The organism is bacterium, from assembly GCA_029210545.1.
Lineage (GTDB): Bacteria > BMS3Abin14 > BMS3Abin14 > BMS3Abin14 > BMS3Abin14 > JARGFV01.
In genome coordinates, this window is sequence record JARGFV010000003.1 from 19,961 (window position 1) to 32,722 (window position 12,762).

Annotated in this window: 13 protein-coding genes; 8 read left to right on the forward strand and 5 right to left on the reverse strand. The window is 57.3% G+C overall.

Annotation, left to right across the window (positions count from 1 at the left end):
• Positions 1 to 59: 59 nt before the first annotated feature.
• Genes P1S46_00640 through P1S46_00660 form a run of 5 tightly spaced genes read right to left on the reverse strand, consistent with a single transcriptional unit; the run spans position 60 to position 7,301 of the window.
• Positions 60 to 1,553, reverse strand: coding sequence for an HD domain-containing protein (locus P1S46_00640; protein ID MDF1534994.1), 1,494 nt, complete (start codon positions 1,551 to 1,553; stop codon positions 60 to 62).
• The gene (locus tag P1S46_00645; protein MDF1534995.1) at positions 1,501 to 3,762 is read right to left on the reverse strand and encodes an ATP-binding protein; all 2,262 of its coding nucleotides are present in this window, start codon (positions 3,760 to 3,762) and stop codon (positions 1,501 to 1,503) included. Before P1S46_00645 ends, P1S46_00640 begins: the two co-directional genes overlap by 53 nt.
• An 18-nt stretch (positions 3,763 to 3,780) precedes the next feature.
• Positions 3,781 to 4,680: a phosphate/phosphite/phosphonate ABC transporter substrate-binding protein gene (gene phnD, locus P1S46_00650; protein ID MDF1534996.1), complete on the reverse strand. Its 900-nt coding sequence runs from the start codon at positions 4,678 to 4,680 to the stop codon at positions 3,781 to 3,783.
• Positions 4,664 to 5,770: a DUF362 domain-containing protein gene (locus P1S46_00655; protein ID MDF1534997.1), complete on the reverse strand. Its 1,107-nt coding sequence runs from the start codon at positions 5,768 to 5,770 to the stop codon at positions 4,664 to 4,666. The genes phnD and P1S46_00655 overlap by 17 nt, the downstream gene beginning before the upstream one ends.
• 10 nt (positions 5,771 to 5,780) lie before the next feature.
• The gene (locus P1S46_00660) at positions 5,781 to 7,301 is read right to left on the reverse strand and encodes a right-handed parallel beta-helix repeat-containing protein (GenBank protein MDF1534998.1); all 1,521 of its coding nucleotides are present in this window, start codon (positions 7,299 to 7,301) and stop codon (positions 5,781 to 5,783) included.
• A 492-nt stretch (positions 7,302 to 7,793) separates the two neighbouring features.
• Here P1S46_00660 and P1S46_00665 point away from each other — a divergent pair, with 492 nt between their 5' ends.
• Genes P1S46_00665 through P1S46_00700 form a run of 8 tightly spaced genes read left to right on the forward strand, consistent with a single transcriptional unit; the run spans position 7,794 to position 12,748 of the window.
• On the forward strand, positions 7,794 to 8,042 hold the full coding sequence (locus tag P1S46_00665; protein MDF1534999.1) for a hypothetical protein: 249 nt from the start codon (positions 7,794 to 7,796) through the stop codon (positions 8,040 to 8,042).
• A 14-nt stretch (positions 8,043 to 8,056) separates the two neighbouring features.
• The gene (locus tag P1S46_00670; protein MDF1535000.1) at positions 8,057 to 8,587 is read left to right on the forward strand and encodes a pilus assembly protein; all 531 of its coding nucleotides are present in this window, start codon (positions 8,057 to 8,059) and stop codon (positions 8,585 to 8,587) included.
• Entirely contained in the window at positions 8,577 to 9,701 is a 1,125-nt protein-coding gene (locus P1S46_00675) for a hypothetical protein (protein ID MDF1535001.1), read from the forward strand. Before P1S46_00670 ends, P1S46_00675 begins: the two co-directional genes overlap by 11 nt.
• On the forward strand, positions 9,698 to 10,315 hold the full coding sequence (locus P1S46_00680) for a hypothetical protein (GenBank protein ID MDF1535002.1): 618 nt from the start codon (positions 9,698 to 9,700) through the stop codon (positions 10,313 to 10,315). The genes P1S46_00675 and P1S46_00680 overlap by 4 nt, the downstream gene beginning before the upstream one ends.
• On the forward strand, positions 10,302 to 10,457 hold the full coding sequence (locus tag P1S46_00685) for a hypothetical protein (protein ID MDF1535003.1): 156 nt from the start codon (positions 10,302 to 10,304) through the stop codon (positions 10,455 to 10,457). Before P1S46_00680 ends, P1S46_00685 begins: the two co-directional genes overlap by 14 nt.
• A gap of 23 nt (positions 10,458 to 10,480) precedes the next feature.
• A complete protein-coding gene (gene cpaB / locus P1S46_00690) occupies positions 10,481 to 11,206 on the forward strand; it encodes a Flp pilus assembly protein CpaB (GenBank protein MDF1535004.1) in 726 nt (241 codons plus the stop codon).
• Complete coding sequence (locus P1S46_00695; protein MDF1535005.1) at positions 11,203 to 12,414, forward strand: type II and III secretion system protein; 1,212 nt, start codon at positions 11,203 to 11,205, stop codon at positions 12,412 to 12,414. The genes cpaB and P1S46_00695 overlap by 4 nt, the downstream gene beginning before the upstream one ends.
• 37 nt (positions 12,415 to 12,451) lie before the next feature.
• Positions 12,452 to 12,748, forward strand: coding sequence for a ComEA family DNA-binding protein (locus P1S46_00700; protein MDF1535006.1), 297 nt, complete (start codon positions 12,452 to 12,454; stop codon positions 12,746 to 12,748).
• Positions 12,749 to 12,762: the final 14 nt, after the last annotated feature.

Genomic DNA, 12,762 nt, shown 5'->3' on the forward strand with positions numbered 1-12,762 from the left:
AACCGGGGGAGAGGTCAGGAGGCAACCGCATGGTCTCTGATACCAAGGGACCGAAAGGGCTATGACCGCCCGCTCATTTCCACCTGGGCGAACCACTCGAGGAGGAAAGCCCTGGCGGCATCTTCATCGGGGGGGATCCGACCGTCGCCCACCGCCTCAGCCGCCGCCTCTTTGGCTCGGCCGACAAGGGCGCCGGTTTCAAGGTTCAGGAGTTCCATGATCTTCCGTCCGTCAAGGGGCGAAGCCGGAGCCGGCAGCCTTTCCCTGATCGAAGCGATCCTCTCCCTTAACCTCCCGAGTTCCTCCAGTTTGCCTCGGCGACGCCGCAAGGCCAGGCTGTCGGACTCGACCAGGTCCAGCAACTTGTCCAGGTGGCTGCCTGACCTGCGGATGAACCTCCCCACGGCACGATCGCTCCACTCGTCCTGATAATGCACCATGTGCAGGCGGACGAGACTCTGCACCTCCTTTACCCTGTGCCTGCTGCATTTCAGACGCTTCAGGACATTCCCGGCCGCATCGGCCCCAACAGACTCGTGACCGTGGTAAATGTCTCCACCCTCCGCGTGGACCCTTGTCAGGGGCTTTCCGCAATCGTGGAGAAGCGCGGCCCACCTGAGTCCCACATCCGGGGGACACCGGTCCACGACACGCAAGGTATGCCTGAAAAGATCGGGGAAGTGCCACGGCGTGTCCTGAACGAACCCGACCATGGCCTGGATCTCCGGTGCGACGCTGGAGAAGGCGCTCCACCTCCCCAGGGGCTCCAATCCGAGGGAGGGTTCCCGGCTCAACAGGATCCGATCCAGTTCCTCACGGATGCGCTCGGGCGCGATCTCCGGAAGCCGATGGATGGCAGCTCCGACAGCTCGCCCTATCGCGGGATCGAGCCGGTAACCGTTAACCGCCTTGAACCTCGCTGCCCGGAATACCCGCAAGGGGTCCTCGACAAAGGTGATTTTCCCGGGAAGTGGGGTCTTCAATATGCCGTCATGGAGATCGGCAATTCCGCGACCCGTGGGGTCCAGGACATCGACGGAATGGAAAGGGGAATCGAGGGGGGAGCGGATGGGTCCTGGTCCCTTCGGACCCATCCCGGTCAGATCTACATAAAGGGCGTTGAGAGTGAAGTCGCGGGACAGGGCATCCGATGTCAGCGGATCAGGGTCCAGGTCCCGGAGCTTTGTCCTGAGCCGGGCCTGGGATAACTCCACCCGGCAGCCTTTGCCGATAACCAGGTGGGTCCCGAACCTTGGGAAAGAAACGGGCTCTCTCCATTTCCAGGTCCTGGCCATCTCTTCCGCAAGTTTTCCGGCCCCGTCACCATCTCCATCACCGTCACCGAAAACCACCAGGTCCCATTCACCGGAGAAACACCCGTGGACCACAAGATCGCGGACGGTACCGCCCACCAGTAAAACACGCAACCCCAGCCGCTTCGCGAACGGGGCCACATCCCGTACAAGTTCTGTCAGCGGGTCCCTGAAACCGGGAGCTAGATCAACTCTCAGGCTTTTCCTCTTCAGGATCTCCATCAGCATTGGCGTCGACATCTGCTCTCCCGTTCATGGAGAGGGTCTTACTCCGGCCCAACAGGTAGTTGATCCTGTAGAGGATATCCTGCTGGTCGAACGGCTTGGTGATATGCTCGTCCGCGCCAACCTCGAAAACCCTCTTGGCCACTTCTTTCCCGCCGGCCGCTGAAACAACCAGGATCGGTATATGTCTCACATCAGCGTCCTTGCGGACCCTTCGGCAGACTTCATACCCGTCCATTTCGGGCATCATGAGGTCCAGCATGATCAGGTCGACATTGTGCTTCCTTGCGTACTGGATCACCTTGGTAGAATCGGAAGTATAATGAACCCTGTACCCCTCCCTGGGCAGGATCATCTTCATCATCTTGAGAAACGCTTCGTCATCATCGACCACCAGGATCTTTTCACCTCCACCCCTGGGGGTTGTTCGCACTGCCTCGCCTCCCGCTCCCCTTGAAGACTCCGGCTCCTTGATCTTCTCGGACTCTCCGGTGGGCATGAGGATAAGGAACGCCGTTCCACGCCCTTCCTCGCTCTCCACGAAGACCTTCCCGTTGTGAGCCATGACGATCTCCCGGACGATGGAAAGCCCGAGTCCGGAACCGCCGTAGCGACGGGTCGACGAGCTGTCGACCTGGTAGAACCGCTCGAAGACCTGGTCCAGGCGATCTTTCGGGATCCCGATACCGTTGTCTGCGACCCTGAGCTCGATGAAATCACTCTTGGAGCTGGCGTGGATCTCGATCCTCCCGCCGGAAGGCGTGAACTTCAGGGCGTTGTCGAGGAGGTTCTGAAACACCTGGAGCATCTTCTGAAAATCCCAGTATACTTTGGGCATATCTTCTTCGGCATGGATCTCGACGGAGATGTTCTTCTCCTCGTACTTGGGACGGAAGTTCTCCACTGCCTTGTCGATGAGGTTGTCGGGAGTGATACCCTGCCTGTGAAGCTTGAACTCTCCGGACTCTATCTTCGTCAGGTCAAGAAGGTCCTCGATAAGCCCGAGCTGGCTGTTCCCCTGCTCCTTGACCACGGCGATGATATCCCTCAGTTCCCTGCTCGGGTTCCCGTAGTTTTTATCCAGGACCAGGGAGAGGTACCCGTTGATGACTGTCAGCGGTGTCCTCAGCTCGTGGGACATGATTGACAGGAACTTGTTCTTGACCTCGTTGGCTCTCTGGAGCTCCGTGTTCATGGTTTTAAGGACGTTATAGTTCTCCTGGAGCTTGCTTTGGGCCTCTTCCAGTTCAGCCGCCGTGGACTGGAGCTGCACATAGGATGCCTGGAGCTCCTCGTTGGCCGATTCAAGTTCCAGGTACTTCCTGTTCACCTCCTCCTGCTTGTCCCTGAGCGCCCTCATCCGGTCCTTCACCCTGCGTTCCAGGTTCTCATTGAGGTCCTCGAGCTCGAGCTTCTTCTGGTGGAGGCGCTTTTCCCGGTTCGACAGCACTTCAGCCATGTAATTGAAGCGCTCAGCCAGGATCGAAAGTTCGTCGCGGCCTTTCATCTCGATCCTGTGGTCGTAGTTGCCCTTGACGATAGCTTCGGTTCCCCGGCTCAACTGGCGGATGGGCTTCGTCATGGTGGAAGCCAGCAAGATAATACCCAGCAGAACGAACAGGGTCGTCACGATGATCGTCGCGTCGTGAGTCCGTTTGATGCGCACGATATTGTTGTTCACCTTATCGTTGATGTGATCGATCATGAGAGCGAGGATGTCCCCCAGGTCATTAACGTGGTTGTGATAGATTTCCATAGTCGTCACCATCTCGGTGACGACCATGCCGATGGTTTTTTTGACCTCTCCCGTGACCAGGATGCTTGTGAGCATGATCAGGTCACCGAAAGTGCCTTCCATCTTCCGGGTGATGATGCCGAGGTTCCTGACCAGACGTTCAGGCTGCTCGTGACAAACTCCACAGCTCTGGGTTACCAGCGCGCCCGACATGATCTCATCTTCCATTATTCTCATCTTGTTCTTGATACGATCGACATCGTCGATGAGTCCGCGGACATCCTCCTCCCCGTAACGGACATGCTCGATCCCCTTGACGGTCTCCAGGACCATCAGATCCAGTTCGTTGATCGTCCGCGCAACCCGGTCGATGAGGAACCGTGCCTTGTTCATGGTGTAAAGCTGCCCCATGATGTTGGATACAAGTCCGCTGCCGAGGAGAACGACGACAAAGATGGATACAAGCCCGGTGATGATTCTTTTCTTCAAACCTTTACGCTCCTGGTTCTAATTGAGGATCTTCATCTGCTTGAGGATATGGCCGCTTTCTTTCACGACCTCCCGGACTTCTCCGAAGTCCCCCGTGGAAGCGGGGACGAACCGGGCGGCTCCAAACATTTTGAGGACCTCCTGCCCTTCCTTGCTGGATGACATCCTCAAGAATACGGACCGCATCGCTTCCCGGACCTCGTCCGGTGTCTCAGCCTTCATACAGAGGGTGGCGTCAGGGAAATGTCCCCCCGAGTACAGGATTTCTATCTTGCCGGCGAGTTCCGGTTTTTTCTGGAGGAGTTCCTCGTATATCGTGTTCTTGGCGGCGCCCATCTCGACCATGTCGTTGGCCACCATCCAGATCGCCGCGTCGTGGCTGCCTGAATACTGTATACTTGAAAAAAATTCGGCCGGTTCGTTGACCCCCGCCTTTTTCAGAAGCGCCAGGGGAAAAAAGTACCCGGCCGAAGTGTAAGGGCTCACGAAAACGAAGGAACGGTTTTTCCAGGTACTCACATCACGGGTAATGGGTGTCCCGGACCGTTTGAAGATGTAGGATCGGTAAAAGGTCTCCCCCGACGGCCATTCGGGCCGGATCAGGGGAACGAGACCATGGTTCTCAATGCCGAGGGCGGCCACAAAGCTGCCCAGAAAGGCGCCATCCGCCCTCCTTTCGTCAAGAGCCCTGATCACCTCTCCGTATCCGCCGAGGACTTCGAACCTCACATCCATGGGCAGCAGGGAAGAGGTGTAATCGCGAAGATATTGGTACTTTCGCTCCTGCTCGAAAATGTTCCGCTCCGGGACCAGGAGGATCCGCAGGGTTATTTTCCCTTCGGCCGCCGCCCATGAGAGGGACGCGGTAAGAAGAAAGGCACCGAGGGCCAGGACAGCGATCCTACGCAACCGTTTCAAGTGTATACTCCCGTGATCCGAGCCCGAGCTTTTCGGCATGCGCCAGGATCGGCTCCCAGTCGATGCCGGTAATAGCCACGATCTTGTCCGTAGCCTCCAGATCCTCCAGTTTGCTCCCGGCAACAGCCTGGGCGCCGTTGACAAGGTCCATCCCCGCCTGATCGATGGCCACCGGATCGAAAGAGGCCAGGATACCGATGTCGGCCACAAAGGGCGGGTCGTTGAACCCGTAACAGTCACAGTCAGGGCTGATGTTCATCAGGAAACTGAAATAGAGCCCTTTGCCTGCCTTGTTCTTCAGGGCGCCGGCCACATATTCGGCCGTTTTCTCCTGGGTGATGCCGGTGTCTGTCTTCCAGTTCACGGCGATGGCGCTGTCCTGGCACGCTACAGTACATTCACCGCAGCCGATACACTTTTCCTCGACGATGAGCGCCTCCGTGCCGGCCTCCCACTCGATGGCGTCTTCAGGGCACCAGCTGAAACAGCGGCCGCACATGGTGCACTTTGCGGTGATGACCGAGGGCAGGACGTCGGAGTGGATCTCCTGTTTGCCGCTGGGGCTGGCCGCCCCCATCCCGATCCCCTTGAGGACCCCACCGAACCCGAAAAGCTCGTGGCCCGTGAAATGGGTCAGGTCTACCACGGCATCGGCGTGGTGGAAACCGGCGGCGATCTTCACCTCGGAGAAATGCTTGCCGTCGACGGGCTCCCGGATGTAGTCCATGCCGATGAGCCCGTCCCCGATGACGATGGGGGCCCCCACCGTGGCGTAGGAAAAACCGTTCAGGATCGCCGTCTCGAGGTGGTCCACCGCGTTTCCGCGGGAGCCCTTGTAAAGGGTGTTGGTGTCGATGAGAAACGGATTTCCGCCGGCTGCCTTGATCTCGTCGATGATCGCTCTCGCGAACTGGGGCGACAGAAAGGATGTGTTTCCCGCCTCGCCGAAGTGGAGCTTCACGGCCACCTTGTCCCCCTTGTCGAGACGGTCGGCGAACGCGGAAACTTTGAAAAGTTTCCGCGTTTTGTCCAGAAGGCCATACCCCATCCGGGTGCGGAGGTCTGTGAAGTAAACGGTGGATGCAGTCATGGCTTTAACCTCAATCGTTGTTCCTGGAGTTAGTGAAAAAGGTTGGCTGAAGGGCTAACCTGTCATTGGGAACTGTATCGAAATTATCGTAGGTCCTGGCGTTGACGAAATCCTGGACAGTTGCACCCCAATAGTTGTTGTGGGCCTTAATCGGATACACCGGGTAGGGTTTACTATCATTAGGTGTTGCTTCAGTAACATACACTTCAATTTTCCCTGTAATGCCCGGATAAACGTTATCGAAAATATCGTTAAAGCCCGTCGTCGATTTTTTATCATTATCACCAAGGACTATTTCACCGGCGTTCTGGAGCGTCCCTGTGAAGTCAACCAAGACACCGGATTCTTTATTGAGAGTTATGACGTTGCGGTAAAACACTGGTGTCATCTCTCCACCGATCCTGGTGCCGTAGCCGGAATTGCCTGATATGTGATTGTATTGGAGAATCGGTGTGCCCGGCCCCCCTGTGAGGTTGATTCCGTAGGTCGTATAAGCAGCGCCGGAGATGCTGCAGGAATCGATCAATGGCGTACCTCCGCTGGCCCAGATGGCGAGGGCGTTGCCGTCGAAAATGGACTCGGTGATCTGGCCGCTACTACCCACGACTTGAACGGCGGCACCTTCCACAGTGCCGTCGGCCGGCCCTCCTGGGTCAGTGTGCCCGGTGAACACGGAATCAGCCACAAGGTAGTAGGTCACCCCTTCGAGATACAGGCCGCCGCGGCTGGCGCTGCTGGCCGCCGACGCGTCCACCGTGCTCGACAGGAACTGGACGTTAGTACCTTCGTCGTCCACAGCGTCGATGGCCCAGGCCCCCTGCCCGTCGAAGAGACAGTTCTCGATGAGAATCTCCGGATCGGCCGACGGATCACTCACTTCGACCCCTACCTGGGCGCCCCTGACGACCATGTTTTTCAGGTTCAGGTTTGCGCTCACCGAAAACAACACCGGGTGGGAGATATCAGCCTCAAGGATCGTTGCGCTGCCGGCCCCGGAGAGTGTCAGGCCGGCATCGATGGGGATCGTCCATGAGGTGGCACTGTTACCGAAGGCCTGACCGCTTCCGGTGCTCAGACCGATCGTATCAGCGAGCCGCGGGACGCTGAGGACAGCCAGAAGGCTGTCGATGGTGGAGCCCATTGTACTCTCGACGATGATGGGGGAGCTTACGGTCTCGTTGTCGCTGCTGTCCACAGCCCTGACGAGGACAGTGTTGGCGCCGGCGGGCAGTTCGGCAGCCGTCGCCATGTAGGTCCAATCTACGGTTTGGGCACCTCCGGGAGGTTCTATGGTTGCGGTGGCAAAGGAAGTACCGTTGATGGCCACCGAGACCTCGGCGACCTTGACGTTGTCGCTCACCGTCCCCCGCAGGGCGATCTCGGCGCCGGGGCTGCTATGGAAGAATACTACGGGAGGGATGTCCGCTGTCGACGCCGGGTCGGACGGTGCGACGGTGTCGCGGCCGCAGTTGACCACAGTCAGAACCAGCGCCATGAGGATTGCCGATATGCAGACCGGTCTCAGGTTCATGATCTACTTTCCTCCCGGATTGGACCACACTCCCTTAACATATCAGCTATTACCACACAAGGCAGGCAACGGGCAACGGTACAAATTTGTAATCGTTGGGCTGGAGTGAGGTACAAAGTACGAAGCGCGAAGAGGCAACCTGGCTTCCGACGTAACGACTTGCCTAAGTGTCTACGTGTTTAAGTGTCTGCGTGTCTACGTATGTTCTGTCGTTGATGCCTGGATACTTAGATACCTGCCCCCTGCTTCCCTGCTCCCATGCTTCCCTGCTCCCATGCTTCCACGCCCTCTTCCCCTTCCCCCCGCCTTTGCGGCCGAACACCCGGACACTTTGTCCGGTTCCCGGACGACATGGAGGCCAGGTACAGGGTCATGAAGAACATGGATATCACTGTTTGTTCTGTAACGGTTTGAATATACAGGGATTTTACAAAAAATCCTCGTCTGGCCCAGGCCTTGCTCATCCCTGGTCAACGAAAGGAGGCATCGCTCATGAAAAAGAAACGAAACACGCAGTCTGGACAGGGGATGACAGAATACATCGTCATCGTCGCGCTTATCGCTGTGGCGGCAATCACCGTGGTGGGGTTCTTTGGCGATGTGGTACGGAACCAATTCTACACCATGACGGCCGCCCTGGCCGGTAGCCCGGCTCACGGCAAAGCGAAAGATATCGTCAAAAAAGCTGAAAAAGAAAAGAACCAGAGGGGTATGGGCGACTTCTCGTCCCCGGCCCGTTGAAAGGGTCTCCGGCGATGGCATTCGTGAAGACCGAAGAATCCGGGCCACCCCGAAACGCGAGGGGACAGGGAGTTATCGAGGCCATAGTGGCCCTCCCTGTCTTCCTCGTACTTGTATGCCTCATCTTCCAGCTTTTCTTCCTTGCCATAGCACGCGTCCAACTCCAGTACGCCGCCTTTTACGCTGCGCGTTCAGGAGTTGTCCACGATGGGGATATCCGGGTCATGGAAAAAACCGCCTCCAGGATCCTGGCTGCGTCACCCGGCTTGTCTCCTTTCCGGCCAGGATCGCTGCTGATCGAATTGATCGATGGGAACGACCAGGAAACGGACCGACAAAGACCACAGGGGGGGCCTGCTCCAAACACGCATCTGGGCATCCGGGTCACCTGGAACTACCCCCTGATCGTCCCGCTGGCAAGCAGGCTGTTCGGGAGATCATCCGGAACAGGCCCATATCGATCCGGGCCCACGATCCCCTTGCACGCTTCGTGGACCATGGAAATGCAACAATACAAAGAAACGGAAAACAGCGATGAAAGGTAGACCCGCCTCCAGATCGGGAATCCGGGGACAGGTCCTTATCCTGGCGGTTCTGGTCCTTGGCCTGTGCTGCACTCTCCTCCTGGGCCTTTTCACGGTGTCGGCAGCCGTGCAGCAGAAGATCCGCCTTCAATTAACGGCTGACATGGCCGTCCTTTCCGTGCTGAACCATCAGGCCAACACTCTCAATTCCATCGCCCTGGCCAACAGGGCCATCCTGGCAAATGATGCCCTGGCCGCACAGCTCAACGCCCTTAGCTGCGAATCACGTTTTTACAGAAGGTTCGTGGAAAAGTTCCAAAAGTACCTGAAGTTCGTTCCTTACGTTGGGCCGGCGCTGACATTTATTTCTCAGGGCGCCAGATCCATGGAACTCCTCGTGAAACGATCAGCTTCCCTGATCCTTCCTTTTTGCCGCGGGGCCAACTCCCTTCTTGGCCGGAGCCAGCAGTTTATCCGAAAGCTCCTGCCGCTGAATTCCTTGAAGGTCGCCCAGCGCTCCATCGAGGAGAACATGCCGGGATCGGAAATGCCCGCGCCGGGCAAGCTGCTTCTGTTAACCAAGGCACGACAGATCCAAAAAAGTCTCGAACCCATCCCAATGGAGAAGGCTGCAGCGGTCAGAAGGGCTACCATGGACAGCCACACTCTGAAGCGGAACTGGAGGGTCAGCGTCGGTGGGTTCTCTCCAATAAAGAAAACGGGCGGGCTCAACATCCCCACGGGGGACCTGCAAGCCCAGGACAAGCTGCGAATAAAAGTGTTCAAGCGGCTCCGCTGGCGCTGGAAAACGGCCCTGTCAGAAAAAAACCTCGCATCGGATCTCGGCTACAAAGCTCCTGAGCGGATCATCTCCCTTAACCGTGGGAAGAACACTGAATTCACTTTGCCCCTGGCCCTGCAGTGGAACTTTTCGGGCGAGTTGTTCGGGGAGATAGATGAGAGAAATTTTCTTGCCCTCTCCGCAGGACGCCTTTTCTATCACCGGGAGTCTCATCCTGAAGAACAGCCCAACGTGTTCAATCCATTCTGGAAGACCCAACTCATTCCGGTGGCATCCGAACCAACGGCGAAAAAGATCGTACCGAAAATGATCCTCGAGGAGATCCGACATTGAGTCTTTTCAGGTCCGACAGACAAACTGCCAGACAAACCGGACAGGCGTTGATCGAACTGCTCGTTATCCTGCCGGTTTTTCTCCTGCTCTTCGCCTGCGTGCTGCCCCTGACAGCCTACGGGATATTCCCGACGTGGCTCGACGAAAGACTGGCCCTTTCCCAACTCACGGAAAAGACAGAGTTGATCCCTGACATCCTTTCCGAAGCTCATGGAAGCTGCCGCACACCCACTTATCCCGACGAGGAAACAATCGAAGAAACCTCGACAAGCACTCCAACCGGCAACATATCGTTCTCACTGCCCGGGGTTCTCCCGGACCGGATGATACGGCATGAACTCAGCATGACTCTCACACGAAAAGACCTGTTGGCCGGCAGCGTCATGGCATCGTGGTCCCGTACCAGCGAAACGGTCACCCGCAGTCTGTCCCTGCTCATACCAGACAGGTTCGAGGAACAGGACGTATCCCGCCACGTGAAAAGCTGGAGTCTGGTTGGGGTTCTGCGGGGAAAAGACACCGTATTAAAAAAACTGGGCATCAACCTTTTTCACCTCAATCTCGATGCGGTTCCGGCGAATGATTCAGGAGGAAAACCAGATGAGACGAAGTGAATCCGGCCAGTCACTCACGGAAACGGCCTTTCTGACAGCTCTTGTCTCTCTGGGCGCAATCGGAAGCATGGCAGTGTGTCACGAGAGGATAGTCCGCTTCATCGACCTTATCCTGTCAGTTATCGCCAGCCCTGCACCCTAAGCCAGGCACCTTAAGGAGTCACCATGAAAAGTAAAAGAACCGTTCTCATCATTTCCTGCCTGATTGGCCTTATCAGCGCCTCTGGATACATGTCCCGGATCCAGTCGATCCGTGACGAGATCACCGACCTCACGGAAATGGCCCCTGCCCTGACAGCAAGCCGCACGGTTCACGCCGGTGAGCGCCTTCAACCTGACACCCTGACGGCGGTCATGGTTCCGCGTAAATCTCTTTCTCGGAGGGCCCTTACCCCTGACGACCTGGAACTTGTCAGTAACCGGCGGACCCTCAACACCATACCAGCGGGTGACACTGTCCTTTGGACCGACCTGCCGGAGGGACCAAGGCTGAAAAACCCATCTGAAAGAATCCCTCCAGGCTATCGCGCGATCGCTCTGCCTGCAGACGAGATCCACACCATGGTCCATTTCCTTTCACCAGGAGACAAAGTCGATGTGCTCGCTTCGTCATTCTCGGAATCAGCGGGAGGGCTGATCACCGACACGGTGGCAGAAGGGATCCTTATCCTGGGTGTTGGACTGCATCTGGACAGCTGGGACCGGAGCGACGAAGAGAGCGATTATCCCCTTTCCGTCACGCTGCTGGCTGAACCCGCCATCGCTGCCAGGATACTTAAGGCGTCCCAGGTGGGTGAGGTCCACTTCCTGGTCAGGGGAAGGGATATCCTTTCCGAGATTTTGGGGAAGGAGACCACCATTCTCGAAACCGATGAAAGGAAAACGAGATGAACCGGTACCGGCCCACCCTTATCCCGGCGGCAGCGCTGTGCTTAACTCTTCTTTTTTCGGGCTCATCGCCCTGCGATGACAGTTTCGACATCGACGACATCAGCGAAGCCGGCTCCCTGCAGGCGATCCCTTTGTCCCACAGTTCAGAAGAGGCCCTCGACCGCACTCTCCAGTCCGTCGAGGACATAGAAAATCTCATCGTTTCCCGGTTCCCTGGAGGGGCGATCTTCAGAGGAGAGCTGCTCCTGTCTGAAGACATGCGCCGGGTCAGCACGATTAGCGATTCCATGAGCAACATCATAAACCTGTGTTCCTACCACCCGGACGCCCTGGCAGTATCAGCGGATTATCTGAACCGCATCCTTAAAGAGAACCGCGTCGAGGGCCTGCATCTGTCCACCCTCGGGAAAACACTTCTGCTATCCGGAACCCCGGCCGAAGAAGGGGACGCGTCGAGAGTGGAAAGAATGTGCAAAGCGCTGAATATCCCTTTTATCGATGGCACCCGTTCCCTGGTAGCCGACCGCCGGATGGTCCTGTTCGAAGTCTCATTTCTGGAGATCAACCGGGATGCTTTCAGGGAGATCGGGATCGACTGGCCTGCTTCCACCACCCTGGCCGCGCCGGACAGCTTGCGTTTGGGGAAACTGGCGCCTGCGCACTCACTTGAGATCACCATCCAGCACCTTATCCGCGAAGGAAAAGCCAGGATCATCTCCAGACCCAGGCTGGCGTGCCGCTCTGGCCAAAAAGCGACCTTTCAGGCCGGGGGTGAAATCCCCATACCACGCACGGATCAGGAGGGCGGCATTTCCGTTACCTGGAAACCGTACGGGATCATCCTCCAGGTCGCGCCCTCCATAGACCAGGAAGACATGATCCACGTCCAGGTGCTTTCGGAAGTCAGCATGGTGGACCAGGCAAACGCCGTCGAGGGTATCCCGGGAATCCTGACCCGCAGAGTCGAGACCAGCCTGAGCCTGGCCATGGGGCAATGGATCGTCCTTTCCGGTCTCGTTCACAGTGACGACAGTGAAAGGATCAAAAAGGTCCCTCTTCTGGGAGACATCCCGATACTGGGTGAGCTCTTCAAGTCCAGGGACTTTCAGAAAAGGGAAACGGAACTGGCCGTCTTTTTGCGGCCCCAACCAACCGCTGTCTCCGACACTGACGAATATGACGAAGCGCTGCCGGAGGCGGCCCGATAACGGAGCCTGAAAAGGGCCCGTGAAAAAGGAGGAAGTAATGAAAAGTGGATCGAGGTTTTTACGTACGGGGACTTTGCTGCTGGTTCTCCTGGCCGCGGTTTCTCTTCTCCTGCCCATAGTGGCTTCCGGAATGGACGGCGGGAAGGTCAACATCAACGTTGCCACATCCGAGGAGCTTACATCCCTTCCCGGGATCGGGCAGGCAAAAGCCGACGCGATCATCGCTTTCCGCGAAGGGCACGGGCCCTTTGCCACCGTCGATGGCCTCTTGGAAATACGGGGGATAGGAGCGGGACTCGTGGAGAAGCTAAGAGACCTGGTAACGACCGAATGACAACTTTCCCTGAC